Origin of the sequence: Nonomuraea terrae, from assembly GCF_044465245.1 — a bacterium.
Lineage (GTDB): Bacteria > Actinomycetota > Actinomycetes > Streptosporangiales > Streptosporangiaceae > Nonomuraea > Nonomuraea terrae.
In genome coordinates this window covers 124,528-146,213 of the sequence record NZ_JBITLL010000008.1, presented here as the reverse complement: position 1 = coordinate 146,213, position 21,686 = coordinate 124,528, and the positions used below count along the sequence as shown (strand labels likewise).

The window sequence follows — 21,686 nt, the reverse complement described above, 5'->3', positions numbered from 1 at the left end:
AAGATCCTCTTACGCCCTTGCACGATCGTGCCCGTCACGGCAGGGCGGGCGTGGGGGTGCGCAGGCGGGCGGCGTCCTGGCTGGGTGGCACGCCGAACTGGCGGCGGTACTCGCGGCTGAACTGTGACGGGCTGTCGTATCCGACGCGGTGGCCGACGCCGGTGATGTCATGGGGGCCGGTGGCCAGCAGCAGCCGGGCCTCCTGCAGCCGGATCTGCTTCTGGAACTGGATGGGGGTCATCGCGGTCACCGCCTGGAAGTTGCGGTGGAAGGCGGAGACGCTCATGCCGGACAGCCGCGCCACGTCCTCGACCCGGAACGCCTCGGCGTAGTGGTCGCGGATCCACCGCACCGCGCGCGCGACATGGCTGAGGTTGCTGTCGGCCAGGCCGAGCTGGCGTACGACGCCGCCCTGCGCGCCGGTGATCAGCCGCCACAGGATCTCGCGCTTGATCAGAGGGGCGAGCACCGCCCGGTCGCGGGGCTGGTCGAGCAGGCGCAGCAGCCGGACGACCGCGTCCAGCAACTCGTCGGGTGCGTCGCTGACGGCGATCCCCGGCGCCGCCCGGCCGTCCGCGCGCGGGACGTCGCCCGGCGCGGCCCGCAGCAGCAGCTCGGCGACGGCGGACGCCTCCAGCGTGAGCCCGAACCCCAGCGCCGGGCACTGCGGGCTCACCTCGATGAAGTGGCCGGTGACCGGCAGGTCGACCGAGGCGACGAGGTACTGCCCGGCGCGGTACTCGTACACCCGCTCGCCCAGCGCGAGCCGTTTCGCGCCCTGGGCGATGACGGCCAGCACCGTGCCGGACATCGACGGCGACGGCGGCTCCGGGCGCTCGACCTTCGAGATCAGCACGCCGTCGATGGCCGTGCTCCCGTCGGGCCGCACGTGCCGGGCCAGCAGGGCGCGAAGCTCGTCCAGGTCCATGCCCTCGATTGCAGCACACCGGTTGACATGCAGCCGTTCGGTTGCCTATCGTCCTTCATGCAGCCAGATGGTTGCACGTTCGGGATGGCGGTAGATGGACGAGGTGTTCAAGGCGCTGGCCGACCCCAGTCGCCGCAGGCTGCTCGACAGCCTCAACGCCCGTAACGGGCAGACGCTGCGCGAGCTGTGCTCAGGGCTCGAGATGACTCGGCAGTCGGTCAGCAAGCACCTGGCCGTGCTGGAGGGGGCCGATCTGGTGACCACCGCGTGGCGGGGCCGGGAGAAGCTGCACTACCTCAACGCCATGCCGATCAACGCCATCGCCGACCGCTGGATCAACCAGTACGACCGCCGGCGAGCCGGCGCCCTGGCCGACCTGAAAACGGCATTGGAGGACAGTCGCGTGTCCGATTTCGTGTACACCACCTACATCCACACCACCCCCGAACGCCTCTGGCGGGCGCTCACCGAGCCGGCCTTCACCCAGCGCTACTGGGGGATCGCCCTGGAGTCGGACTGGAAGGTCGGCTCCACGGTGACCTGGCGGATGAACGGCGCCACGATCGAGGACCCCGAGCAGGTGGTCCTGGAGTCCGACCCGCCCCGCCGCCTCGCCTACACCTGGCACTCCTTCACCCCCGAGTTCGCCGAGGCCATGGAGCAGGACGCCGAAGGCGTCGCCAGGGCGGCCGAGGAACCGAGGTCGAGGGTGACGTTCGACATCGAGCCGCGGGGCGGGACGGTCAAGCTGACCGTCGTGCACGGGGGGTTCGAGCCTGGCAGCGAGGTCAGGAAGTCGATCGGCGAGGGCTGGCCCGAGCTGCTGTCGGGCCTCAAGACGCTCCTGGAGACCGGCGAACCCCTGCCGGCATGACCACCTGACCGCCGTGGGCGGTCAGTAGACCAGGGCCTGAGCGCCCTCGCTCATCACTTCCTCGACGAACGCCGGCGCCCCCGCGATGCGCACACCCTCGATGACGTCGTCGACCGTGATGTCCCTGCGGGCCGCGCACTGGGTGCAGAGCGTCACCCGCCCGGCCGCCAGCACGGCGTCGAGCAGGTCGGTCAGGGGCGCCGCGTGCGACAGGCCGAACTCCTTGGCCCGCCCCGGCAGCGCGAACCACGCCGACTCGCCGGTCAGCCACAGAGAGACGGGTACGCCGCTCGCCAGCGCCGTGGCCGCGACCGTGAACGCCTGGTTGCAGCGCTCGGGGGCGTCGGCGCCGGCGGTCACCTTGATCACCAGTGATCGTGCCATATCCGTCACCCTACGCCTCCGGCCGACGCCGTACGCGCCGAGCGGCACTAGGCTTGGTGAGCATGGAAGAACCTGAGGTGCACCCCGACCTGGAGCCGATCGCGTTCCTGCTGGGGCGCTGGGAAGGCGCCGGCGTGGGCGGCTATCCCACGATCGAGAGCTTCAACTTCGGGCAGGAGATCGAGTTCACGCACAACGGCAAGCCGTTCCTCGAGTACGTGAGCCGCACCTGGCTGCTCGACGACGACGGCAACCGCGTCAAACCGCTGGCGACGGAGTCGGGCTACTGGCGTGCGCAGCCCGAACGGCAGATCGAGGTCGTGCTCTCCCACCCGACCGGCATCGTCGAGATCTACATCGGCGAGGTCGTCTTCCACAAGATCGAGCTGCGCACCGACGTCGTCGCCCGCACCGCCTCGGCCAAGGAGTACACCGCGGGCCACCGCCTGTACGGCCTGGTCAACGGCAACCTCATGTGGGCCTACGAGATGGCGGCCGGCGGCCACCCGCTCACCGACCACATGTCCGCGGAGCTGAAGAAGGTCGCATGAGCACGCCGTTCACCCCCCAAGCGGTCGAGGCGATCAAGCGCCACATGAACGACGACCACGCGGAAGACGCGCTGATCATCGTTCGGGGCCTCGCCGAGCGCCCTGAGGCGTCCACCGCCGTGACGAGCGGCGTCGACGCCGAGGGCATCGAGTTCACCATCGACGGCGGCGAGCGGGTGCGGGTGGGGTGGGGCGAGACGCTGACCGAGCGCGCCCAGGTGCGCGAGGCCGTCGTGCGCCTCTACCGCGAGGCGTGCGGCCGGCTCGGCATCCCCGCCAAGGGAGAGCATTGAAAAAGGGCCCCGGGCGACACTCCACCTGCCGCGCAGGTGGGCCGGATGGACCATGGTCGGGATGACGATCCCGCCCTCCGGCTGCCAGGGGCCCCGGTGGTTGCCTCGTATTCGCTGACGTCAACGAGACAACGAGTCCGCGACGTTAGCGGACAACCACCTCGCTAGCCCGACTATGAATCACCATTATTCGGACCACCTCCTTTCCGCGTACCCACGAAGCTATGCGGTCGCCCGCGAGAGGGGCAAGTGAATATCCCCGCGCCGTAGACTCGGGACATGACGGAGACGCAGTGGCACGAAGAACTCCGCGCAAAGGGCTACCGGGTCACTCCGCAGCGCCAGCTCGTCCTCGAAGCGGTCAAGGAGCTGGAGCACGCCACCCCGGAGGAGATCTGCGTCAAAGTCCGCGAGACCGCTCGCGGGGTGAACATCTCGACCGTCTACCGCACGCTTGAGCTGCTCGAAGAGCTCGGCATGGTCACCCACACCCACCTCGGCCACGGCGCGCCGACCTACCATCTGGCGGCCGAGGCCGACCACGTCCACCTGGTGTGCCGGAGCTGCGACGAGGTGTTCGAGGTGCGGCCCGAGCTGGCCGAGGGGCTGGTCAAGGGGCTCGACGAGGAGTTGGGGTTCGACGCCGACGTCCACCACCTGACGGTCTTCGGCCGCTGCCGCGACTGCCGCCGCGCCAAGGGATGACGCCGCAGGATGACGCTGTGGGCGTACCCCGCGCGGGTGTCCCGGCGGGTGCGGATAGCCTGGAGGGCATGCGTAGCCCTCTGCTCGATCTCCCCGGTGCCGTCCCGGCGGACGCTCCGGATTCCGACGTAGCGGCGCACTACGGCGATCTGTACGCCGAGCAGCGCGCGCTGGCCAAGGGAGAGGCGGTCGTCGACCGCAGCAACCGCGAGGTGATCCGCGTCACCGGCGCCGACCGGCTGAAATGGCTCAACGACCTCACCTCGCAGAAGCTCGACACGCTGCGGCCCGGCGAGTGGACCCAAACCCTCGACCTCGACCTGCAGGGGCGCGTTCAACACCACCTGACGCTGGTCGACGACGGCGAGAGCGTGCTCGCCCACGTCGAGCCGGGCACCGCGCAGAGCCTGATCGACTACCTCGACCGCATGCGGTTCATGCTGCGCGTGGAGGTGTCGCGGGCCGACGACCTCGCGGTGCTCTCCACGGCTTCCGAAGACTTCCTGGTGCCGCGCGCCGAGCTGCCCGATCATCTCGGCTGGCCGCTGGCGGGGCTGTGGGCGTACGAAGCGCTGCGCATCGAGGCGCACCGGCCGCGGCTCGGGTTCGAGACCGACCACAAGACGATCCCCCACGAGCTGGGCTGGATCGGCTCGGCCGTCCACCTCACCAAGGGCTGCTACCGCGGCCAGGAGACCGTGGCCCGGGTCCACAACCTCGGGCATCCGCCGCGCCGCCTGGTCTTCCTCCACCTCGACGGCAGCGTCGACACGCTGCCGCCGCACGGCGCTCCGGTGATGTTCGAGAGCCAGGAGGTCGGCGTGGTCGGCTCGGCCGCCCGCCACCACGAGCTCGGTCCCATCGCCCTGGCCGTCGTCAAACGCACGGTCCCGGTGGACGCCCCGCTGCTGGCCGGTGGCGTGGCCGCCTCCCAGGAGGTCGTCGTCCCGCCGGACGCCGGCCGCAACGTCTCCATCGACCCGACCCTCCGCCGCCGCCTGCGCTGACGGGGGTCCTCTCCGACGGGCAGGCCGCCCGTCCTGTCACCGGCCCGGGCGCGGACGCGCCCGGCTCGGCCGGGAGGCAGGGCTCTAGGCCGGCGAACCGCCGGCCAGCTGTGCGCGGTGTGCGCGGTTGGCGTCGATGAGCCGGTCAAGGGCCTCGCGGGTCTCGCACAGCTCTTCGATGTGCCGGTCGATGCGCTCCCGTTCCTGGGTCAGCCGCTCGAACGCCTCGTCGTCGTTCCGTTCACTCGGCGAGTCGACGCACGGCAACAGCTCGGCGATCGTACGGCTGGAGAGCCCGGCCGCGTACAGACGCTGGATGAACCGGACCCGCTCGACCTCGTCGTCCGTGTACCGGCGCTGCCCGCTGGCGCTGCGCGTGCTGCTGAGCAGACCCCGCTCCTCGTAGTAGCGCAGAGACCGGACACTCACCCCGGCCTGTGACGCCAGCTCCCCGATCCGCATCGCCTGCTCCCTTCCGCCGGAAAAATCTTCCGCCGAACGCTTGCCTCTGACGTCAATGTCAGGTTCTAGCTTAGTCGTCGCGGCCCCCTTGAGGGGCGTGACCGTCTACGGAGAATCCTGAAAGGCACGCGGAGATGACGACTCTGTTCGATCGCTACCACCTGGGCGCGCTGACCCTGCCCAACCGTGTGGTGATGGCCCCCATGACCCGGGTCCGTGCGGCCGCAGGAGGCCTGGCGACGCCGTCGATGGCGGCGTACTACACGCAACGCGCCACTGCCGGCCTCATCGTGACGGAAGGGATCCAGCCCAGCCTCGTCGGGCAGTCCAACCCGGGCACCCCGGGGCTGTACACCGACGCCCAGGTCGCAGCCTGGCGGCCGGTCACCGACGCGGTGCACACCAACGGCGGGCGCATCTTCGCGCAGATCATGCACGGCGGGCGCGTCTCCCACCCCGACACCACGGGCACGCAGCCGGTGGGCCCCTCGGCCGTCCCCGCCGTCGGCCGGGTGTTCACCCCGGCCGGGCCCCAGCCTGCCCCCGTCCCCCGGGAGCTGGACGCCGCCGAGGTGCCCGAGCAGGCGCGTTCGTACGCCGAGGCCGCCCTCCGGGCCGTCGACGCCGGCTTCGACGGCGTGGAACTGCACGGCGCGAACGGGTACCTCATCGCCCAGTTCCTCTCCAGCACCGCCAACCTTCGCACCGACGCGTACGGCGGATCGATCGCGGGCCGGATCCGGTTCGCGGTGGAGGCGGTTTCGACGACCGTCGAGGCGGTGGGCGGCCACCGGACAGGTCTGCGGCTCTCGCCCGGCGCGGGCATCTGGGGCGCCGAGGACACCGACGTTCCCGCCATGTACGGCGCGCTGCTCGCCGAGCTGGCCCCGCTCGACCTGGCCTACATCCACCTCGAGGCCACCACCGACGAGGACGTGCTGGTCGAGCTCCGCAAGGCCTGGCCCGGCACGCTCATCGTCAACCCCTCCGCCCCGGCGAGCCCGCGGCAGGCGGACAAGGCGGCCGCGGATCACTGGCTGGGGCTCGGCGCCGACCTGATCAGCTTCGGCCGCGCCTTCATCGCCAACCCCGACCTCGTGGAACGGCTGCGCCAGGGGCTGCCGATCGCGCCGCACGACGAGGCCACGTGGTACGAGGGCGGCGACGCCGGCTATCTCACCTACACCGCCTACCGGCACGCGGCCTGAGAACCACGCCCACCGCCTCCGCGGAGGACCGCGGCCGGAGTGCGACGGGGGTCATACGTCGAGGACCAGGGTGATGGGGCCGTCGTTGACCAGCGAGACCTTCATGTCGGCGCCGAAGACGCCGGTTTCCACGTGGGCGCCCAATGCACGCAGCTCCTCCACCACGGCGTCCACCAGCGGCTCGGCGACCGGGCCAGGGGCGGCGGCCTGCCAGGTGGGGCGCCGGCCCTTGCGGGCGTCGCCGTACAGGGTGAACTGGCTGATCACCAGAAGCGGCGCCGACACGTCCGAGCAGGACTTCTCGCCGTGCAGGACGCGCAGCCCCCACAGCTTGGCGGCGAGTTTGGCGGCCTCGGCGCGTGTGTCGGTGTGCGTGACGCCCACCAGGACGAGCAGGCCGGGCTCGGCGACGGCCCCGACCGTGCGCCCCTCGACCTCGACCGACGCCGAACTGACTCGTTGTACGACTGCCCGCATGGCATCTCATTCTGGACCACGCGAAACCCTGTGAGGACCGTCCGTAGACTCATGCCGAAAGGGGACGCGATATGTCGATGATTGTGGAAGTTGTCCGATCCGGGTTCGTGGAATCCACCCACCACGCCCGTGTGCTGACGGTTGACGCCCAGGGGCGCCCGGTGGAGACGAGGGGTGCGGTGCACGTGCCCGCCTCGCCGCGGTCGTCGATGAAACCGTTGCAGCTGCTCGGCATGTTGCGCAGCGGCCTGCGCCTGGAGGGCGAGCTGCTCGCGCTGGCCTGCGCCTCCCACTCCGGGGAGCCGTTCCACGTGGACGGGGTACGGAAGATCCTCGCGGGCGCCGGGCTGGACGAGTCGGCGTTGCAGTGTCCTGAGGACTACCCGTTCGACCGGGCGGTGACCGAACGCGGCCGCGTCTACATGAACTGCTCCGGCAAGCACGCCGCCATGGTGGCCACCTGTGCGCTGAACGACTGGCCGCTGACGACGTACCTGGAGCCGGCGCATCCGCTGCAGCGGGCCATCCGCGAGACGGTGGAGGAGCTCACCGGCGAGCGGGTCGCGGCCTCCGGCGTGGACGGCTGCGGCGCGCCGCTGGGCGGCGCGCCGCTGGTCTTCGTGTCGATGCTCGGGGTGACGAAGGCGTTCCGCGCGTTCCCGCTGTCGGCGGAGGACTCCTTCGAACGCCAGATCTTCGACGCGATGCGCACCTACCCCGAATGGACGTCAGGCACCGACCGCCCCGAGGCCAAGCTGATGCGGGCGATCCCGGGGCTCATGCTGAAGGCGGGGGCGGAGGCGTTCGACGCGTTCGCGTTCGAGGACGGGCGCGCGGGCACCGTCAAGATCGAGGACGGCTCCCCGCGCGCCCGCGTGCCCGTCACCGTGGCGGCGCTGCGCTCGCTCGGCCTGGACGCGCCGGAGCTCGCCGAGCTGGCCAACCCGCCCGTGCTCGGCGGCGGACGCCCCGTCGGCGAGCTGCGGTTGCGTTAAAGGGAGCGGAACTGCCGGGTGGCGGAGATGGCGCCCGACGTCGTCGTGGTGAACGTGCGCATCGACCCGGCGAACTTGGACAGGTCCCACTCCGCCGGCCCGTGGTACCAGTACAGGTTGTCGGCCTGGTGGCCGTTCCCGGTGACGGAGGCCACCACGCGCGACCAGTGCTCCACCCCGTCGAAGATCACCGCGTACGGCAGGTAGCGGGAGAACAGCTCCACCCGGTGCTGCTCGGGCACCTCGCCCAGCTCGCCGGAGAACAGGTACTGGCGGAAGGCGAGCGTGTGGGCCAGCGCCGCCGAGCCCTTGGCGGTCTTGGCCGGCATGTACTGGCCGCCGACCGCCAGCGCGCCGCCCGCGATCACCACGGCCAGGCCGAGCAGCCCGTACGTGGTGAACCAGGCCAGCGCCACGGTCGCCAGCAGCCCGGCGCCGATGAGCACCACGCCGATCGTCGTCCACCGGGTGCGCTCGGTGTCGGGACGGCGGGCGAACCAGCCCTGCCGCACCACGTCGGTGTAGAGCGCGTCGCGCACCTTGCCCAGGTGGGCCGCGAACGAGCCGGACAACTGCGACAGCGGCACCGCGTCGCGCCCGTCGAAGACCGCGTCGTAGAGCGCCCGTTCGTACGGCAGCAGCGCGTTGACCGGCGCGCTCGGCATCTTGACCAGCACCCAGTCGGGCGCGTCGTACGTCTCGCGCGGCTGCTCGTCGATGCGCAGGTAGCCGCGTACGGCGAGGTCGACGATCGTGGCGGTCACGTCGACGACGTCGGCCTGCTCGTCGACGAGTGTGCCGATCTGGCCGGGCCGCACCCCGTCGGGCGGCGAGAAGTGGCCGTTCTGCACCGGGGGGACTCCGTCGCTCTCGTGGCCGGCCACCCGCGCGTCGCGGCCGCGCGTCCAGTAGAGCAGGGCGACGCCACCGAGCAGCAGCACGAGCAGCCCGGCCAGCGCGCCGCCGGTGACGGCGTCGAGCGTGAACGCGGCGGCCAGCGAGAAGCGCTTGTCGAAGATCGGCTCGCCGTCGCTGGAGCCCTCCGGGTACCCGACGACGACGGTGAGGGCCTGGCCGGGCGCGAGGTTCTCCTGCTCGAAGTCGGCCCGGGTGGCCGAGTGGTCCATCGAGGCGGACGTGCAGCCGACGGCGGAGGTCAGCTCACCGGCGAAACACGACAGGTTCTGCACCTGGCCTGGGCCGTCGATCCGCACAGTGGCCTTGGTGACCGGCTGGTTCCAGCCGTTCACCGCGAACCAGCGCAGCTCCTCGACGCCGCCCGAGCTCGTGACCGCGCCCTTGACGTCGTATTCGACGGTCTGGCCTGCCACGGTGAGCACGTCGCCGTCGAGGGTGCCGCCCTTGACGTTCGCGATCTCGTAGACACGGTCGGTGGTGTCGTCGTAGCGGGTGCGCGTGATGAAGGTCCGCTTCAGCCCGCCCGACGCCCCGGTGATCTTCTCGACCACGTGGAGGGTGCCGTCCTTGCCGAGGGTCATCGTCACCTCGTCCGTGATCCCTGCCTGCGCCGCTGAGGCGGGGGCGGCGGTCACCGTCAGAGCGCCGGCCACCAAGGCGGCCAGAGTGAGTCTGATACCCGTCATGGCGGCACATGGTATCGGTTCGTCCCGTCAGTCCAGCGAGATCGCATTCGCCGCCCGCTGGACGCTCTCCTGCGACGCGCCCTGTCCGGGGTTCTCGAAGGCGAGCGCCTGGTTCGCCGTCACGAACGGGCGCATGCGCTCCTCGTAGCGGCCGAACCCCGGCTCAGAGTCACGGCCGAGCTCCTGCGCCAGCACGTATGCCCCCACCATGGCCAGGCTCGTGCCCTGACCCGACAGCGGCGAGGCGCAGTAGCCGGCGTCGGCCAGCAGCGCGACCCGGCCCTTCGTCCAGTGCTCCATGCGCACCTGGGCCATGGAGTCGAAGAAGAAGTCGTCGGCCTTCCGCATCGCCTCCAGCAGCCGGGAGGCCTCGTACACGCCCTGGCAGCGCTCCGCGACGAGCCGCTTCTGCTGGCCGACGTCGTTGTGGTCGTACACGATCGGCTCGGACCGGAATCCCAGGTTGACGCGCATCTGTGTGCTGTCGCGGTCGCTGAAGAGGGCTCCGCCCGCCTCGCCCTCGTTGAACCAGGTCTGCCAGTGGTCGAGGCCGAGGAAGTTGTCGGCGCTGAAGATCGAGAGGTACGTGCCGAGGTGGTGGACGAACTGTGACTCGTCGCCGAAAGCCAGCTGCCGGACGACGGAGTGCAGGCCGTCGGCGCCCACGATGTAGTCGTAGCGGTCGCGCCGCCCGCTCTCGAACGTCACGTCGCCGTCCTGCGTCAGCGTGGCGATCGAGTCGCCGTAGACGTGCTCGGCGTCGGAGACCTCGGTCAGGATGCCGGTGAGGTCGTCGCGCATGATCTCGAGGTCGGGGCTGTCGAAGCGGCCGGCGCTGAGCGTGCCCTCCTCGTCGCGCATGATCTCGTTGCCGTCGGTGTCGACCATGGACATGCCGCGCATGGTCGTGCGCAGCTCCCTGATCCGCTCCAGGATGCCCATCCTGGCGGCCACGGTGAGCGCGGCGCCTCTGACGTCGATGGCCTGGCCGCCGCTGCGGGGGGCCGGGGCCCGTTCCACGACCGTCACGTCGTGACCGTACCGCCGCAGCCAGTGGGCCAGGGTGGCCCCGCCGACGCCCGAACCGGAGATGAGGACCTTCATCGTTGTGCCCCTCGTTTGTTGACGTTGTACGCATATGTGAATGTACGCAGTACATACAGTGGGGAGCAAGAGTATCCTTGAGGGATCTGTACTAGTACAGGAGGTTCGCGTGAGTACCCCGCCCTATGCCCGCATCGTGGCCGACATCAAGCGGCGCATCAGTGAGGGCCGGCTGCGCCCGGGGGAGCGGGTGCCGTCCACCCGTCAGCTCGCCCGCGACTGGAACGTCGCCCTAGCCACGGCCGCCAAGGCCCTCGCCGTCCTGGCCAGGGAGGGCGTCGTGACCGCCGAGCCCCGCGTCGGCACGGTCGTCGCCGACCGGCCCGCCGCACCGGAGGCCCCTGCGCGTCAGAAGGCAGGCCAACGTGCCAGGATTTCCGGGAACGAGGACGTACGGGAGCGCATCGTCCGGGCGGCCGTCGCGATCGCCGACGCCGAAGGGCTCTCCGAGGTCACCATGCGCCGTGTCGCCGACCGGCTCGGCATGGCCACCATGTCCCTCTACCGTCACGTCACGGGCAAGGACGAGTTGTTCCTGCTGATGGTCGACGCGGTGATCGAGTCGTTCCCGCTGCCGCCCGAGCGGCCGGACGGCTGGCGCGCCTGCCTGGAGACCTCGGCGCGCGTGTTGTGGGCGGCCTACCACGAGCATCCGTGGATGGCCGGGGTCACCTCACTGCACCGCCCGCTGGCCTCACCCGCGCTGTTGCAGCACTCGGAGTGGATGATGAGCGCCCTGGCCGGCACCCGGCTCGACCCCGCGACCAAGATGTACGTCAACATCCTGCTCTACAGCTACGTGCTCGCCATCGCCGCCAACGTCGAGCAGGAACGCCAGGCCCACGCCGCCACCGGTCTCACGGACGAGGAGTGGATGAGCACGCAGGAGGAACGCATCCGGGCGATCAGCGAGTCGGGCACCTCCCCCGCCTTCGCCGCGTTCCTGCACGAACTGGGCGACTTCGACTTCGACCTCGACCACCTCTTCGAATTCGGCCTCACCCGCCTCCTGGACGGCCTGGCGGAAGTGATCGGGTAGCTCGGCCACCCGAATCGCGGCCGGGCGCCGGCACGCCCGCGGGTTGATCTCTCCCTCAGTGATCTGAACTGGGCGGTCGTGTGATGGCCCGGTACACCGAGGGCGACCTGCGTACCGCCGTGGAGGAGCGGCGGTGGCTCCTGCCTGACGTCGGGGAGATCGCCCGGCTGTGCGGCCGGAGCCGCCGCCGCAGGCGGGCCGCCACGGCCGTCGCGCCGGCCGGGGGTGCGCTGACCGCGCTCACGGCGGGCGCCGCCGTCCTGCCCCGGCCACGGCCGTCGGGCTGACCGCGCTCACGGCGGGCGCCGCCGTCCTGCTCGGCCTGTACGGCGAGGCGGCCGGCCCGACTTCGTCGGCGGGGGTGACGAGCGGGCTCGTATTGCTGCAGACGACGGAAGGGCTCCGCGAGGAGCGTCTGTCACTGATCCATGAGCTCCACCGGACGGTGGGGAAGGGCGTGCTCGTCACCTTCAGGCCGACCAGCGTCCAGACCGGTTGGGCCATCCGCTGCGGCGTGGCTGCCGGTGCGATCGGTGGCCGAGAGCCCGGCCAGTGGCGTGATTTCGCGCGGTGCGGCCCCCGGCAGGGCAACCGTCTCGACAGCCAGAGCTCCGCGCCGTCTCGTCCCCCCGGGGTGGCTGGAGCGGCCGCAGCGCATGGAGGTCTGGGCCTTCCCCACCGACGCGCCGATCGGCGCCGGCTGCGACTTGCGGACCTGGAGGAAGGGCGACGACGACGCGCCGTTCGACCAGGAGACGCTGACGGTCGCGCCTGAACTGCTGGCGGACCGGATCGGCCCCGGGAGGGCGCGTGGTGGGTCGGCGTCCGCGACGATGATCAGTCGGAGATCTGGATGCGCAGGCGGCGGAAGCCGCGGCCCTTGCTCTCGATCTTGGCGACCTTGATGCGCCCGATCTGCTTGGTGGAGGCCACGTGGGTGCCGCCGTCGGCCTGGGTGTCGAGGCCGACGATGTCGACGATGCGCACGTCCTGGACGGTCTCCGGCACGAGGTTGGTGGCCGTGCGGATGATGTCGGGGATCGCGAACGCCTCCGCGCGCGGCAGCACCCGCACGTCGATGCGCCGGTCGGCGACGATCTCTGCGTTGCAGGCGTCCTCGACGGCCTCCTTGAACCCCGGCGGCACCTCGGGCAGGTTGAAGTCCATCCGGGCGCTCATCTCGTCCATGTTGCCGCCGGTGACGAGGCAGCCGTAGTCGCGGAAGACCACACCGCACAGCACGTGCAGGCCGGAGTGGGTGCGCATGAGCGCCGAGCGCCGGGCGTCGGCCACCGCGGCCCTGACCACGGTGCCGACCGGCGGGACCGGGTCGCCCTCGGCCGGGATCAGCTCCAGGTCGTCGCCCTTGCGCACCCCCACGACGCGGGTCTCCACGCCCTGCCAGATCAACACGCCGTGATCCGCCGGCTGGCCACCTCCGCCCGGATAGAATGCCGACCTGCTCAGCACGATCCCTTCCGGCGTCGCGTCCAGGACGACGGCTTCGAAGTCGCGCAGGTTCTGGTCAGACAGTTCCAATCGCTGGGTGCGTCCGTGGAGGTCGTAGGTCATGTCGGCAGCCTAGTGCCCGGGGTGGTCATGCGTGGCTGGAGGATTGGTCCGCGAATCCCACCCGGCGCCGCCGTTCTGGCGCTGTTTCTGGCGCTGTTTCTGACGATGTCGGCATGTGGCCGGGCCGAACCACCGGCCGTCGAGCCCGCACCGCGGGTGATGATGTTCCTCGGCGACAGCTTCACCGTCGGCTCCGGGCCCGTGCCGCCGTCGCAGACGTACGCGTCCGAGACCGCCCGTCTGATGGGCGCCCGCCCGGTCATCGCGGGGGCGAGCGGCACCGGCTACGTCAGCAAGGGGCGGGTGGGCAGGACGTTCCAGCGGTCGTTCGAGGTCGAGCTGGCCTGGCGCCCCGCGCCCGACCTGCTGGTCATCTCCGGCGGTCACAACGACCGGCGCCGGAGCGCGGCCAGGGTGCGCGCCGCCGCCGACCGGCTGCTGGCGAAGGTGCGGGCCCACTGGCCCGGCACCGACGTCGTCGTGGTCGGGCCGTTGTTCATGGGCGAGCCGCCCAGGAAGGCGTACGCGGTGCGTGACGTGCTGGCGGAGGCGGCTCAGGACGCCGGCGTGCCGTTCGCCGACCCGATGACCCGGCACTGGCCGCCGGCGGCGGCGCTGCCCGACGGCGTGCACCCCACGCACGCCGGGCACGAGCTGATCGCCGCCTGGCTGGCCGCCGAGCTGGCCTGAGCCGTCACCAGGGCCCGTAGGGGCCGCTGTTGCCCCGGCCGCCCATGCCCTTGACCGCCGGCTTGACGTCGACGATGTAGACGGTGGCCGCGATGACGGCCAGGATCGAGAAGATGCCGATGCCGATGCCGAGGAAGGCCTGGCTGCCGACGACCAGGAACGCGTTGAAGTAGCCCCATGCGCCGCCGCCGGAGAAGAGCGTGGCGAGGGCGAGGATCAGCAGCCAGATGTTCTTCTGGAGCTTGCCCGCCGAGACGAACGCGGGCGTCGGCACCCGGAGGGCGTGCACGAGCGCGTAGATCGACATGCCGAAGATGACGACGGCGAGCACCAGGAACAGGAGGTTGAAGACACCGTTGATCAGATTCATGTTGTTGGCTCCGCCCAACGCCGCGATGAAGTCGGCTTCAGCCTAATGGGCGCCCCCGACAGGCGGGCACCCCCGAACGGAAAGGCCCGTCTCCCGGCGGGAGACGGGCCTCGTGCTCCGGTCAGGCCTTGGCGGCCTTCGTGGTGCGGGTGTTCTTCTTCGCCGGCTGGACGGGCTTGGCGACGGGCGGCTCGGCGGCCTCCGACACCTCTTCCAGCTCAAGGGCGGCCTCGCCGGTCGTCTTGCTCACGACCCGGCGGCCACGGGTCGCGAAGTCCTCGTAGACCTCGGTGGCCATCTGGGTGAGCTGGTCGGCGTACTCGCGAGCCTTGTCGGGGAACTCCCGGGCGATGCCCTCGGCCTTGTCGGCGTACTCGCGGGCCTTGCCTGGCAGCTCCTTGCTCAGCTCGAAGCGGCGCGACTGGAGCTTCTGCAGCTGCTCGGGCAGCTCACGCAGCTTCTCCACGGCGAAGTCGCCGGCGCCGGCGACGGCGTAGAACGGCTTTGAATCGGTCAGCTTCTTGACCTCGGTGGCGAGCGTCATGGGTTAACCTTCCTTGGTTTCCTGGGTGACGTTGCCGTTGCTCGAGGGCGCCGCATAGGGCTCAAGAGCGGCGAGATACTCCTCCGGCAGCGGCTCGTCGTCCGGATCGGAGGCGTGCCGGGGGCGAGCGTTCTGGGAGGTCTGCTCGTCTTCGGCGCGCGTCTCCTTACGGAACGACTCATAGATATCGATCAGCACCTGACGTTGCCGTTCGCTCAGATGTGCGTCGGCTCTGATCGCGGCGATCACGTCGCTCGGCGGCTCGCGGTCCTCGATGAGGCCCGCCTGCACATAGAGCACCTGTGACGAGATCCGCAGACCCTTGGCGATCTGGTTGAGAATCTCGGCGCTCGGCTTGCGCAGGCCGCGCTCGATCTGGCTGAGGTAGGGATTGGAGACCCCTGCCGCCTCTGCGAGCTGGCGCAGCGAGATCTTCGCCTGCTGCCGCTGCTCGCGGATGTATTCACCGATCGAGCCGACTTTGGGTAGTGCCATATGCCCAGTCTGCCGCGCTGTGCTTGCAATTGCAAACGCGGCGATTAACGGCAGCAAGCGCTAGAGCTGGATGACCCAGAGAAATGGGGCAGCCGTGACCAACGTCACAGAAAGCGCGATGAACCCGTAGCGCGTCGAGGCGGCGAGCTCGGGGAGGGGCTGGACCAGCCGTTCGACCCTGGCCATGACGTGCTGGGCGTGCACACCGAGGGTGCCGTGCGGGGTCGGCATCGCCCCGGCCGTGCCGAAGCGCAGCAGCGCCGTGGCGAGCCTGCGTGGCGAGCAGTAACGGCGGGCGCGGTCGTCGGCGGCCATCTCGATCAGCAGCTCCACCTGCGCCTGCGCGTCGGCCACCACCTTCGACCAGGGCAGCGCCCGGCGCAGCGCGGCGAACGGCAGCAGCACCAGGTCGTGGCGCTCGCGCACGTGGGCCGCCTCATGGGCCAGCACGGCCTTCAGCTCGCCCTCCGACAGCAGCTTGAGCGCGCCCTCGCTGACGACGACCTGCGAGCGCAGCCCCGGCACGCAGTACGCGGCGGCACCCGGGTGGGCCAGCACCCGCACGCCGGGAACGCCCGGATCGTCATGGGCGATGAGGCGCAGCAGCATGCGGTGGCGCCGCCGGGCCCGCAACGTCTGCACGCCCGCGGTGAGCAGCACCGCGACGAGCACCGCCAGCGCGGTCAGCCCCGCGATGAGGGCCAGCACGTGCAGTGGGTCCCACGCCCGCGCGGGAGCCTCCCCGCCGGCGAACGCGATCAGCCCGTGCAGCACCCCGGTGCCGTACGGCTGGACGGCGTAGGCGAGCATGGCGCCGGTCGTGGCCAGGCCCCAGGACACGCCCAGGGACTGCCAGAGGATGATGGCCAGCCGCGGGGCCCGGGAGGTCCAGTGAGCCGTGGTGAAACGCCAGGAGCCGAGCGCGCACGCCGTGGCGAGCGCTGCCAGCACCGCTGCCGTGATCACTCTTCCTCCAGCTCCGTAAGGGCTTGCCGCAGGATCTCCGCCTCCCTGCCCGAAACGGCCTGGGCGAAGCGGGTCAGGGCGGCCGAGCGGTCGCCCGTCAGGTCCAAGGCTTCCAGCATAAGCTCGGCGATGTATGCGTCGCGGCTTTCTGCCGGTTCGTACCGCCATGCACGGCCGTCGCGGGTGCGCTGGAGGAAACCCTTGCGGGTGAGGCGGTCGAGAACGGTCATGACCGTGGTGGGGGCAAGGTCGCGGTCGGCAATCAGCTTGCCGACCTCGCGGGCGGTCAGCGGGGTGTTCTCCGCCCAGAGGATGTCCATGATGCTGCGCTCAAGCTCGCCGAGACCCTTCACGCCATTCAGATTAGCTCTACAACGTGTCGAGCTGGCATCCGGGGCGCGAGACTCCTTAACGTGGCTCCGATGTCACCCATGGTAGTCAGGGGCCATCTGGACCCCGAGGACGCGCTCCGGCTCGACCGGCTGACACGCCGGTCGGTGACGTGGGAGATGGTCGCCCGCGGGCCGGGCGGCACGGGATCCGTCCTGGCCGCGCCGACGCGGCACTGCCGGATCGACCACGCGGCGATCATGCTCTCCCCGCGCCGGTTCGCCGGCCTGCGTACGGCGCTGAAGCGCGGCTTCGAGGCCGTGCGCACCTGCCCGAGCACGGTCGCACGCCGCAGGCTCGCCGACCGCCACGGCCTCGACCCGCCGGTGCTGATCGCACGCCGCAGGCTCGCCGACCACCAGGGCCTCGACCCGCCGGCGCTGATCGCGCGCGCCGAGCCCGCGGGCCCGGAGCCGGAGGTGTGCGTGCCGGCGCGCGAGGAGTGCCCGGGCGTCGAGCGGGCCGGTCGCAACGCGTACGAGGACGACGGCGGGCGTACCGTGCTCCGTCCCAGCCGGCTGGAGCTTGTGGCCGATGGCTGACGACTCCGTCCGGCGCGACGTGCTGGCCAAGCTCTCCGGCGCCTGGGCCACCCAGGCCGTGGCCGCCCTGGCCCAGCTGGGCCTCGCCGACCTGTTGTACGAGCGCCCGCTGACCTGCGCCGAGCTGGCGGAGAAGATCGGCGCGCACTCCGGCGCGCTGTCCCGCCTGCTGCGCCTGCTGGAGACCCACGACCTGGTGGAGACCACACCTGGCGGCGCGTACGCGCTCACGCCGGCGGGCGCGCTGCTGGCCCGCCGCCACCCCTGCTCCCTGGCCGACCTCGCGCTCTTCTACGCGGGCCCCTTCTCGGCGTCGTGGGGGGCGCTCGCGTACGCCGTCACCACGGGCCGGCCGGGCTTCGAGCAGGTGCACGGCAAGCCGTTCTTCGCCTGCACCGCCGAGCACCCCGCGTTTGGCGCGCGGTTCGACCGGGCCATGGCCCGCGGGTCGTCGTCCTTCGCCGAGGTGCCGCAGGTCTACGACTTCACCCGGCACGAGAGCGTCGTGGACGTCGGCGGCGGCGACGGCGCGCTGCTCGCCGCCGTGCTCGCGCAGGCGCCCGGCCTGCGCGGCACGCTGTTCGACGTTCCTGCCGCGGTCGAGCGCGCCCGCTCGGCGCTGGCGGAGGCGGGGCTGGCCGGGCGGTGCGCGTTCGCGGCGGGCGACTTCTTCGAGGCCGTCCCGGCGGGCGGCGACGTCTACCTGCTGTCGCGCATCCTGCATGACTGGGACGACGACCTGGCCGCGCGCGTGCTGGCCAACTGCCGGGCGGCCATGGCGGAGCACGGTCGCCTGCTGGTGATCGAGCGGCTGGTGCCCGACCCGCCGGCGTCCGACCCGGGCGCGCCGGCCCTCGCCTGGGACGTCCGCCTGCTGGTCAACAACGGCGCCGGCCGGGAGCGTACGCGCGCCGAGTACGCCCGCCTGCTGGAGTCGGCCGGGCTGGCGCTGGAGGACGTCAGGGAGCTTTCGCTCGACGTGAACGTGCTCGTGGCCGCGCCTGTCTTGCCAACCGGCGGCCATGGCTGACACGGTCGGTGGGATGGAGATCACGCTGGTTCCGGGCGACATCACCGAGCAGCAGGTCGACGCGGTGGTCAACGCCGCCAACTCCTCGCTCATGGGAGGCGGCGGCGTCGACGGGGCCATCCACCGGCGCGGCGGGCCCGAGATCCTGGAGGAGTGCAGGAAGCTGCGCGCCTCCCCCTACGGCAAGGGGCTGCCCACCGGTCAGGCGGTGGCCACGACGGCCGGGCGGCTGCCCGCGCGGTGGGTGATCCACACGGTCGGCCCGGTCTACTCCCGGTCGGAGGACCGCTCCGGGCTGCTGGCCTCGTGCTACCGCGAGTCGCTGCGGGTGGCCGACGAGCTCGGGGCGCGGTCGGTGGCGTTCCCGGCGATCTCCACCGGCGTGTACGGCTGGCCGATGGACGACGCCGCCAGGATCGCCCTGGAGGCGGTGCGCCAGGCGCACACGCAGGTTGGAGGACCTGCGGTTCGTCCTGTTCGACGCGGCGGCGTACGCGGTGTTCGAGGCCCGGCTCTAAACCGGCGCCACGGCCGACCACGGCAGGGTGAGCTCGCCGAGCCGCCACCTGGCGTCCCCGCCGAACGGCGGGCGCGGCGGCACCGGCCACGACACCGACAGGAACCGCACGGCGGCCAGCCACCGCTGTCGCCGCCCATGAGCCTCGTACGCGGCGCTGACCGCCCAGGCGTGGTCGAAGTCGCTCAGGAACGCATGGATCCGCTCACCCGGGACGTTCCGGTGGATGAGCGTCTTCGGCAGCCGGTCGGCCAGGTCGGACGGCCGCTCGAAGGCGTCGAACCGCGCCGCGAACGTGATCGTCCGCGGCCCCTCCGGTGACAGGCCCACCCAGACAGCCCGCCGCCCGTTCTCCGACGAGGTGCCCTCGACCAGCAGGCCGCCGGGGGCCAGCCGGCCCGTGAGCACGTCCCAGTACCGCCACGCGTCGGCCTCGGCGTACTGACGCAGTACGTTGAAGGCCCGCACCAGCGTCGGCGGACGCGAGACCGGCAGCTCGAACCCGCCCAGCCGGAAGCTCAGCCCCTCCCGCTCGTACGGCTTGGCCGCCGCGACCCGCACCGGGTCGATCTCGATGCCGACCACCTCCACGCCGGGCGCCACCCGGCGCAGCCGCGTGAACAGCTCCAGCGTCGTGGCCGGCGAGGCGCCGTAGCCGAGGTCCACCACGAGCGGCCGCGCCGCCGAGCGCAGCAGCGGGGCGTGCACGGCCGCGATCCAGCGGTCGGCGCGCCGCAGCCGGTTGTGCCCGGTCGTCCCGCGCGTGATGGCGCCGACCGGTTTAGTCACGTACGCGGTGCACCCTGTGCTGGGCGGCCTGGGCGCGGGGCCTGATGACCATGCGGTCGATGTTGACGTGGGCCGGCCGCGTCACCGCCCAGACGATCGCGTCGGCCACGTCGTCGGAGCTCAGCGGCCCCGGCACGCCGTCGTACACCTGGGCCGCCCGCTCCTCGTCGCCCCGGAACCGGGTGACCGCGAAGCCCTCGGTCTTCACCATGCCGGGCGCGATCTCGACCACCCGCACCGGCTCGCCGACCAGCTCCAGGCGGAGCGTCTCGGTCATCGAACGCTGGGCGTGCTTGGCCGCGACGTAGCCGCCCCCGCCCTCGTACGCCGACAGCCCGGCCGTCGAGGTCAGCATCACCAGCACGCCGTCGCCGGACGCGACGAGCCCGGGGAGCAGCGCCCGGGTCATGCGCAAGGAGCCGAGCACGTTCGTGTCGTACATCTGCTGCCAGTCGCCGACGTCGCCGCGCGCCACCGGCTCCATGCCGAGCGCGCCGCCGGCGTTGTTGACCAGCACGTCACAGCGTTCGAGAGACGAGGCCAGCGCGTCCACCGACTCCTGGGAGGTCACGTCGAGCGTCACGGGCCTGATCGCGGGCACCTCCGAGGCCAGCTTGTCGAGCCGGTCGCGGCGCCGCGCGCCTGCCACCACCTCGAAACCCTCGGCGGCGAGCCGACGCGCGGTCGCCTCCCCGATCCCGCTGCTCGCACCGGTCACCACAGCCGTCTTCCGCATGCCGTCCATCCTGCCAGCCCCGGGCGGGCGGCCGGAGAGGGGACATAGCAATGCCCTCTACCCTCCATGAGGACTACTTGTCGGGAATGCCGAATAAATCGGAATAGTTGTCAATTGTCCGGAGGTGGTGTCGAGTGAGGCGACGACGGGTCAGCCGGGTCGCGACCATCAGCATGCACACATCGCCGCTGGACCAGCCGGGCACGGGCGACGCCGGCGGCATGAACGTGTACATCGTGGAGTCCGCCAGACGGCTGGCTCAGCTCGGTGTGGAGGTGGAGATCTTCACCCGGGCCACCGCCCGCGACCTGCCGCCCGTGGCCGAGCTCGCCCCAGGAGTCCTCGTCCGCCACCTCACGGCGGGGCCGTACGAGGAGCTGGACCGCGGCGAGCTGCCCGCCCAGCTCTGCGCGTTCCTGTCGGGCGTGCTGCGCACCGAGGCGATGTACGACCCCGGCCGCTACGACGTCATCCACTCCCACTACTGGCTCTCGGGGCAGGTCGGCTGGCTGGCCAAGGAACGCTGGGGCGTGCCGCTCGTGCACACCATGCACACCATGGCCAAGGTCAAGAACCTGCTGCTCGCCCGGGACGACAAGCCGGAGCCGAGGGCCCGCGTGGTCGGCGAGGAACAGGTCGTCGCCGTCGCCGACCGCCTGGTGGCCAACACCGCCGACGAGGCCCGCGAGCTGATCGACCTGTACGGCGCGCCCAAGGACCGCGTCGCCGTCGTCAATCCCGGCGTCAACCTCTCCGTCTTCCGCCCCGGCTCCCAGCTCGCCGCCCGGCGCCGCCTCGGCCTGCCACGGGACGCGCACCTGCTGCTGTTCGTCGGCCGCATCCAGCCGCTCAAGGCCCCCGACGTGCTGCTGCGCGCCGCCGCGAGGATGCTCGCCGACGACCCGTCCCTGCGCGGCCGCCTCGTGGTCGCCTGCGTCGGCGGGCCGTCGGGCAACGGCCTGGCCAGGCCGGCCCTGCTCACCGAACTCGCCGCCGAGCTCGGCATCTCCGACGTCTTCCGGCTCGTGCCGCCCGCTCCGCAGCGGGAGCTGGCCGACTGGTACCGGGCCGCGTCGGTCACCGTCGTCCCGTCCCACAGCGAGTCGTTCGGCCTGGTCGCGCTGGAGTCGCAGGCGTGCGGCACGCCGGTGGCCGCCGCCGCGGTGGGCGGGCTGCGCACCGCCGTACGCGACGGGGTGTCCGGGATCCTCGTGGACGGCCACGACCCCGCCGTGTGGGCCCGTGTGCTGCGCCGCTTCGTCGTCGCGCCGCGCTGGCGCGACGAGCTCTCACGGGGCGCCCGTGAGCACGCCGCCGCCTTCGGCTGGCAGGCCACCGCCGCGCGCCTCGTGGACGTGTACGCCGGCGCCGTCGCGAACCTCCACAAAGTGCCCGTGGCCATCAACGTGTGACC

At 71.6% G+C, this 21,686-nt stretch carries 27 protein-coding genes and 1 pseudogene; 14 read left to right on the top strand and 14 right to left on the bottom strand.

The features are described from left to right. Positions 1-34: 34 nt before the first annotated feature. The gene (locus tag ACIBP6_RS38980) at positions 35-928 is read right to left on the bottom strand and encodes an AraC family transcriptional regulator (RefSeq protein ID WP_397059203.1); all 894 of its coding nucleotides are present in this window, start codon (positions 926-928) and stop codon (positions 35-37) included. A 94-nt stretch (positions 929-1,022) separates the two neighbouring features. Between ACIBP6_RS38980 and ACIBP6_RS38975 the strand changes: the two genes are divergently transcribed. Next, positions 1,023-1,802 (top strand): ArsR/SmtB family transcription factor, encoded by a 780-nt coding sequence (locus ACIBP6_RS38975; RefSeq protein ID WP_397059201.1) that lies wholly within the window; start codon positions 1,023-1,025, stop codon positions 1,800-1,802. 21 nt (positions 1,803-1,823) lie between these two features. On the opposite strand, the gene ACIBP6_RS38970 is transcribed toward ACIBP6_RS38975, so the two are convergent. Then, on the bottom strand, positions 1,824-2,186 hold the full coding sequence (locus ACIBP6_RS38970; RefSeq protein ID WP_132622693.1) for a DsrE family protein: 363 nt from the start codon (positions 2,184-2,186) through the stop codon (positions 1,824-1,826). A gap of 62 nt (positions 2,187-2,248) precedes the next feature. Between ACIBP6_RS38970 and ACIBP6_RS38965 the strand changes: the two genes are divergently transcribed. The 4 genes from ACIBP6_RS38965 to ygfZ all read left to right on the top strand — a co-directional run bounded on the left by ACIBP6_RS38965 (position 2,249) and on the right by ygfZ (position 4,742). After that, the gene (locus tag ACIBP6_RS38965; protein ID WP_397059199.1) at positions 2,249-2,737 is read left to right on the top strand and encodes an FABP family protein; all 489 of its coding nucleotides are present in this window, start codon (positions 2,249-2,251) and stop codon (positions 2,735-2,737) included. Further along, complete coding sequence (locus tag ACIBP6_RS38960; RefSeq protein ID WP_397059197.1) at positions 2,734-3,030, top strand: DUF2470 domain-containing protein; 297 nt, start codon at positions 2,734-2,736, stop codon at positions 3,028-3,030. Before ACIBP6_RS38965 ends, ACIBP6_RS38960 begins: the two co-directional genes overlap by 4 nt. Before the next feature lie 279 nt (positions 3,031-3,309). Beyond that, positions 3,310-3,735 (top strand): Fur family transcriptional regulator, encoded by a 426-nt coding sequence (locus tag ACIBP6_RS38955; RefSeq protein WP_132622687.1) that lies wholly within the window; start codon positions 3,310-3,312, stop codon positions 3,733-3,735. 68 nt (positions 3,736-3,803) lie between these two features. Beyond that, complete coding sequence (gene ygfZ / locus ACIBP6_RS38950) at positions 3,804-4,742, top strand: CAF17-like 4Fe-4S cluster assembly/insertion protein YgfZ (RefSeq protein ID WP_397059195.1); 939 nt, start codon at positions 3,804-3,806, stop codon at positions 4,740-4,742. 84 nt (positions 4,743-4,826) lie between these two features. On the opposite strand, the gene ACIBP6_RS38945 is transcribed toward ygfZ, so the two are convergent. Further along, positions 4,827-5,204 carry a MerR family transcriptional regulator gene (locus ACIBP6_RS38945; protein WP_397059193.1) on the bottom strand — a complete coding sequence of 126 codons (378 nt, stop codon included), beginning with the start codon at positions 5,202-5,204 and terminating at the stop codon, positions 4,827-4,829. A 134-nt stretch (positions 5,205-5,338) separates the two neighbouring features. On the opposite strand from ACIBP6_RS38945, the gene ACIBP6_RS38940 reads away from it, so the two are divergent. Then, positions 5,339-6,412, top strand: a complete 1,074-nt coding sequence (locus ACIBP6_RS38940; protein WP_397059191.1) for an alkene reductase — start codon at positions 5,339-5,341, stop codon at positions 6,410-6,412. Positions 6,413-6,463: 51 nt separating this feature from the next. Here the strand turns inward: ACIBP6_RS38940 and dtd are convergent, their stop codons facing one another. Further along, positions 6,464-6,889, bottom strand: a complete 426-nt coding sequence (gene dtd / locus ACIBP6_RS38935) for a D-aminoacyl-tRNA deacylase (protein WP_397059189.1) — start codon at positions 6,887-6,889, stop codon at positions 6,464-6,466. Positions 6,890-6,960: 71 nt separating this feature from the next. On the opposite strand from dtd, the gene ACIBP6_RS38930 reads away from it, so the two are divergent. Next, the gene (locus ACIBP6_RS38930) at positions 6,961-7,884 is read left to right on the top strand and encodes an asparaginase (RefSeq protein WP_397059187.1); all 924 of its coding nucleotides are present in this window, start codon (positions 6,961-6,963) and stop codon (positions 7,882-7,884) included. On the opposite strand, the gene ACIBP6_RS38925 is transcribed toward ACIBP6_RS38930, so the two are convergent. Together ACIBP6_RS38925 and ACIBP6_RS38920 are read right to left on the bottom strand one after the other, a co-directional pair. Further along, positions 7,881-9,488 (bottom strand): DUF2207 domain-containing protein, encoded by a 1,608-nt coding sequence (locus ACIBP6_RS38925; RefSeq protein WP_397059185.1) that lies wholly within the window; start codon positions 9,486-9,488, stop codon positions 7,881-7,883. The genes ACIBP6_RS38930 and ACIBP6_RS38925 overlap by 4 nt on opposite strands. Positions 9,489-9,515: 27 nt before the next feature. After that, on the bottom strand, positions 9,516-10,592 hold the full coding sequence (locus tag ACIBP6_RS38920) for an FAD-dependent monooxygenase (protein ID WP_397059183.1): 1,077 nt from the start codon (positions 10,590-10,592) through the stop codon (positions 9,516-9,518). Positions 10,593-10,701: 109 nt separating this feature from the next. On the opposite strand from ACIBP6_RS38920, the gene ACIBP6_RS38915 reads away from it, so the two are divergent. Together ACIBP6_RS38915 and ACIBP6_RS38910 are read left to right on the top strand one after the other, a co-directional pair. Then, positions 10,702-11,631: a TetR/AcrR family transcriptional regulator C-terminal domain-containing protein gene (locus tag ACIBP6_RS38915; protein ID WP_397059181.1), complete on the top strand. Its 930-nt coding sequence runs from the start codon at positions 10,702-10,704 to the stop codon at positions 11,629-11,631. Between the two features lie 83 nt (positions 11,632-11,714). Then, positions 11,715-11,918, top strand: a complete 204-nt coding sequence (locus ACIBP6_RS38910) for a hypothetical protein (protein ID WP_397059179.1) — start codon at positions 11,715-11,717, stop codon at positions 11,916-11,918. A 550-nt stretch (positions 11,919-12,468) separates the two neighbouring features. Here the strand turns inward: ACIBP6_RS38910 and ACIBP6_RS38905 are convergent. Further along, positions 12,469-13,203 carry an alanyl-tRNA editing protein gene (locus ACIBP6_RS38905; protein ID WP_132618848.1) on the bottom strand — a complete coding sequence of 245 codons (735 nt, stop codon included), beginning with the start codon at positions 13,201-13,203 and terminating at the stop codon, positions 12,469-12,471. A gap of 105 nt (positions 13,204-13,308) precedes the next feature. On the opposite strand from ACIBP6_RS38905, the gene ACIBP6_RS38900 reads away from it, so the two are divergent. Further along, positions 13,309-13,893, top strand: coding sequence for an SGNH/GDSL hydrolase family protein (locus ACIBP6_RS38900; RefSeq protein WP_397059177.1), 585 nt, complete (start codon positions 13,309-13,311; stop codon positions 13,891-13,893). Between the two features lie 4 nt (positions 13,894-13,897). Here ACIBP6_RS38900 and ACIBP6_RS38895 read toward each other — a convergent pair whose 3' ends face one another. From ACIBP6_RS38895 to ACIBP6_RS38875, 5 genes are all read right to left on the bottom strand, one after another. Beyond that, positions 13,898-14,263: a DUF2516 family protein gene (locus tag ACIBP6_RS38895; RefSeq protein WP_111185025.1), complete on the bottom strand. Its 366-nt coding sequence runs from the start codon at positions 14,261-14,263 to the stop codon at positions 13,898-13,900. Positions 14,264-14,384: 121 nt separating this feature from the next. After that, complete coding sequence (locus ACIBP6_RS38890) at positions 14,385-14,807, bottom strand: hypothetical protein (protein WP_397059175.1); 423 nt, start codon at positions 14,805-14,807, stop codon at positions 14,385-14,387. Between the two features lie 3 nt (positions 14,808-14,810). Beyond that, positions 14,811-15,302 carry a helix-turn-helix transcriptional regulator gene (locus ACIBP6_RS38885; RefSeq protein ID WP_132618854.1) on the bottom strand — a complete coding sequence of 164 codons (492 nt, stop codon included), beginning with the start codon at positions 15,300-15,302 and terminating at the stop codon, positions 14,811-14,813. Between the two features lie 60 nt (positions 15,303-15,362). Continuing rightward, positions 15,363-16,268, bottom strand: coding sequence for a M56 family metallopeptidase (locus ACIBP6_RS38880; RefSeq protein ID WP_397059173.1), 906 nt, complete (start codon positions 16,266-16,268; stop codon positions 15,363-15,365). Further along, positions 16,265-16,621, bottom strand: a complete 357-nt coding sequence (locus ACIBP6_RS38875) for a BlaI/MecI/CopY family transcriptional regulator (RefSeq protein ID WP_397059171.1) — start codon at positions 16,619-16,621, stop codon at positions 16,265-16,267. The genes ACIBP6_RS38880 and ACIBP6_RS38875 overlap by 4 nt, the downstream gene beginning before the upstream one ends. A 69-nt stretch (positions 16,622-16,690) precedes the next feature. Between ACIBP6_RS38875 and ACIBP6_RS38870 the strand changes: the two genes are divergently transcribed. The 3 genes and pseudogenes from ACIBP6_RS38870 (at position 16,691) to ACIBP6_RS38860 (ending at position 18,748) form a co-directional block, all read left to right on the top strand. Next, positions 16,691-17,200, top strand: coding sequence for a hypothetical protein (locus ACIBP6_RS38870; RefSeq protein WP_397059170.1), 510 nt, complete (start codon positions 16,691-16,693; stop codon positions 17,198-17,200). Then, complete coding sequence (locus ACIBP6_RS38865) at positions 17,193-18,230, top strand: methyltransferase (RefSeq protein ID WP_397059168.1); 1,038 nt, start codon at positions 17,193-17,195, stop codon at positions 18,228-18,230. The genes ACIBP6_RS38870 and ACIBP6_RS38865 overlap by 8 nt, the downstream gene beginning before the upstream one ends. A 13-nt stretch (positions 18,231-18,243) precedes the next feature. Next, a pseudogene (locus tag ACIBP6_RS38860) lies at positions 18,244-18,748 on the top strand (O-acetyl-ADP-ribose deacetylase). Here the strand turns inward: ACIBP6_RS38860 and ACIBP6_RS38855 are convergent. Continuing rightward, positions 18,745-19,536 carry a class I SAM-dependent methyltransferase gene (locus tag ACIBP6_RS38855; RefSeq protein WP_397059166.1) on the bottom strand — a complete coding sequence of 264 codons (792 nt, stop codon included), beginning with the start codon at positions 19,534-19,536 and terminating at the stop codon, positions 18,745-18,747. The pseudogene ACIBP6_RS38860 and the gene ACIBP6_RS38855 sit on opposite strands and share 4 nt — an antisense overlap. Continuing rightward, positions 19,529-20,272 carry an SDR family NAD(P)-dependent oxidoreductase gene (locus ACIBP6_RS38850; RefSeq protein WP_397059164.1) on the bottom strand — a complete coding sequence of 248 codons (744 nt, stop codon included), beginning with the start codon at positions 20,270-20,272 and terminating at the stop codon, positions 19,529-19,531. The genes ACIBP6_RS38855 and ACIBP6_RS38850 overlap by 8 nt, the downstream gene beginning before the upstream one ends. A gap of 173 nt (positions 20,273-20,445) precedes the next feature. On the opposite strand from ACIBP6_RS38850, the gene mshA reads away from it, so the two are divergent. Continuing rightward, a complete protein-coding gene (gene mshA / locus ACIBP6_RS38845) occupies positions 20,446-21,684 on the top strand; it encodes a D-inositol-3-phosphate glycosyltransferase (RefSeq protein ID WP_397060262.1) in 1,239 nt (412 codons plus the stop codon). Positions 21,685-21,686 lie beyond the last annotated feature (2 nt).

Coding starts and splice junctions, on each gene's coding strand:
- ACIBP6_RS38980 (WP_397059203.1), bottom strand. CDS start 928: ATGGACCTGGACGAGCTTCGCGCCCTGCTGGCCCGGCACGTGCGGCCC.
- ACIBP6_RS38975 (WP_397059201.1), top strand. CDS start 1,023: ATGGACGAGGTGTTCAAGGCGCTGGCCGACCCCAGTCGCCGCAGGCTG.
- ACIBP6_RS38970 (WP_132622693.1), bottom strand. CDS start 2,186: ATGGCACGATCACTGGTGATCAAGGTGACCGCCGGCGCCGACGCCCCC.
- ACIBP6_RS38965 (WP_397059199.1), top strand. CDS start 2,249: ATGGAAGAACCTGAGGTGCACCCCGACCTGGAGCCGATCGCGTTCCTG.
- ACIBP6_RS38960 (WP_397059197.1), top strand. CDS start 2,734: ATGAGCACGCCGTTCACCCCCCAAGCGGTCGAGGCGATCAAGCGCCAC.
- ACIBP6_RS38955 (WP_132622687.1), top strand. CDS start 3,310: ATGACGGAGACGCAGTGGCACGAAGAACTCCGCGCAAAGGGCTACCGG.
- ygfZ (WP_397059195.1), top strand. CDS start 3,804: ATGCGTAGCCCTCTGCTCGATCTCCCCGGTGCCGTCCCGGCGGACGCT.
- ACIBP6_RS38945 (WP_397059193.1), bottom strand. CDS start 5,204: ATGCGGATCGGGGAGCTGGCGTCACAGGCCGGGGTGAGTGTCCGGTCT.
- ACIBP6_RS38940 (WP_397059191.1), top strand. CDS start 5,339: ATGACGACTCTGTTCGATCGCTACCACCTGGGCGCGCTGACCCTGCCC.
- dtd (WP_397059189.1), bottom strand. CDS start 6,889: ATGCGGGCAGTCGTACAACGAGTCAGTTCGGCGTCGGTCGAGGTCGAG.
- ACIBP6_RS38930 (WP_397059187.1), top strand. CDS start 6,961: ATGTCGATGATTGTGGAAGTTGTCCGATCCGGGTTCGTGGAATCCACC.
- ACIBP6_RS38925 (WP_397059185.1), bottom strand. CDS start 9,488: ATGACGGGTATCAGACTCACTCTGGCCGCCTTGGTGGCCGGCGCTCTG.
- ACIBP6_RS38920 (WP_397059183.1), bottom strand. CDS start 10,592: ATGAAGGTCCTCATCTCCGGTTCGGGCGTCGGCGGGGCCACCCTGGCC.
- ACIBP6_RS38910 (WP_397059179.1), top strand. CDS start 11,715: ATGGCCCGGTACACCGAGGGCGACCTGCGTACCGCCGTGGAGGAGCGG.
- ACIBP6_RS38905 (WP_132618848.1), bottom strand. CDS start 13,203: ATGACCTACGACCTCCACGGACGCACCCAGCGATTGGAACTGTCTGAC.
- ACIBP6_RS38900 (WP_397059177.1), top strand. CDS start 13,309: ATGTCGGCATGTGGCCGGGCCGAACCACCGGCCGTCGAGCCCGCACCG.
- ACIBP6_RS38895 (WP_111185025.1), bottom strand. CDS start 14,263: ATGAATCTGATCAACGGTGTCTTCAACCTCCTGTTCCTGGTGCTCGCC.
- ACIBP6_RS38890 (WP_397059175.1), bottom strand. CDS start 14,807: ATGACGCTCGCCACCGAGGTCAAGAAGCTGACCGATTCAAAGCCGTTC.
- ACIBP6_RS38885 (WP_132618854.1), bottom strand. CDS start 15,302: ATGGCACTACCCAAAGTCGGCTCGATCGGTGAATACATCCGCGAGCAG.
- ACIBP6_RS38870 (WP_397059170.1), top strand. CDS start 16,691: ATGTCACCCATGGTAGTCAGGGGCCATCTGGACCCCGAGGACGCGCTC.
- ACIBP6_RS38865 (WP_397059168.1), top strand. CDS start 17,193: ATGGCTGACGACTCCGTCCGGCGCGACGTGCTGGCCAAGCTCTCCGGC.
- ACIBP6_RS38850 (WP_397059164.1), bottom strand. CDS start 20,272: ATGCGGAAGACGGCTGTGGTGACCGGTGCGAGCAGCGGGATCGGGGAG.
- mshA (WP_397060262.1), top strand. CDS start 20,446: ATGCACACATCGCCGCTGGACCAGCCGGGCACGGGCGACGCCGGCGGC.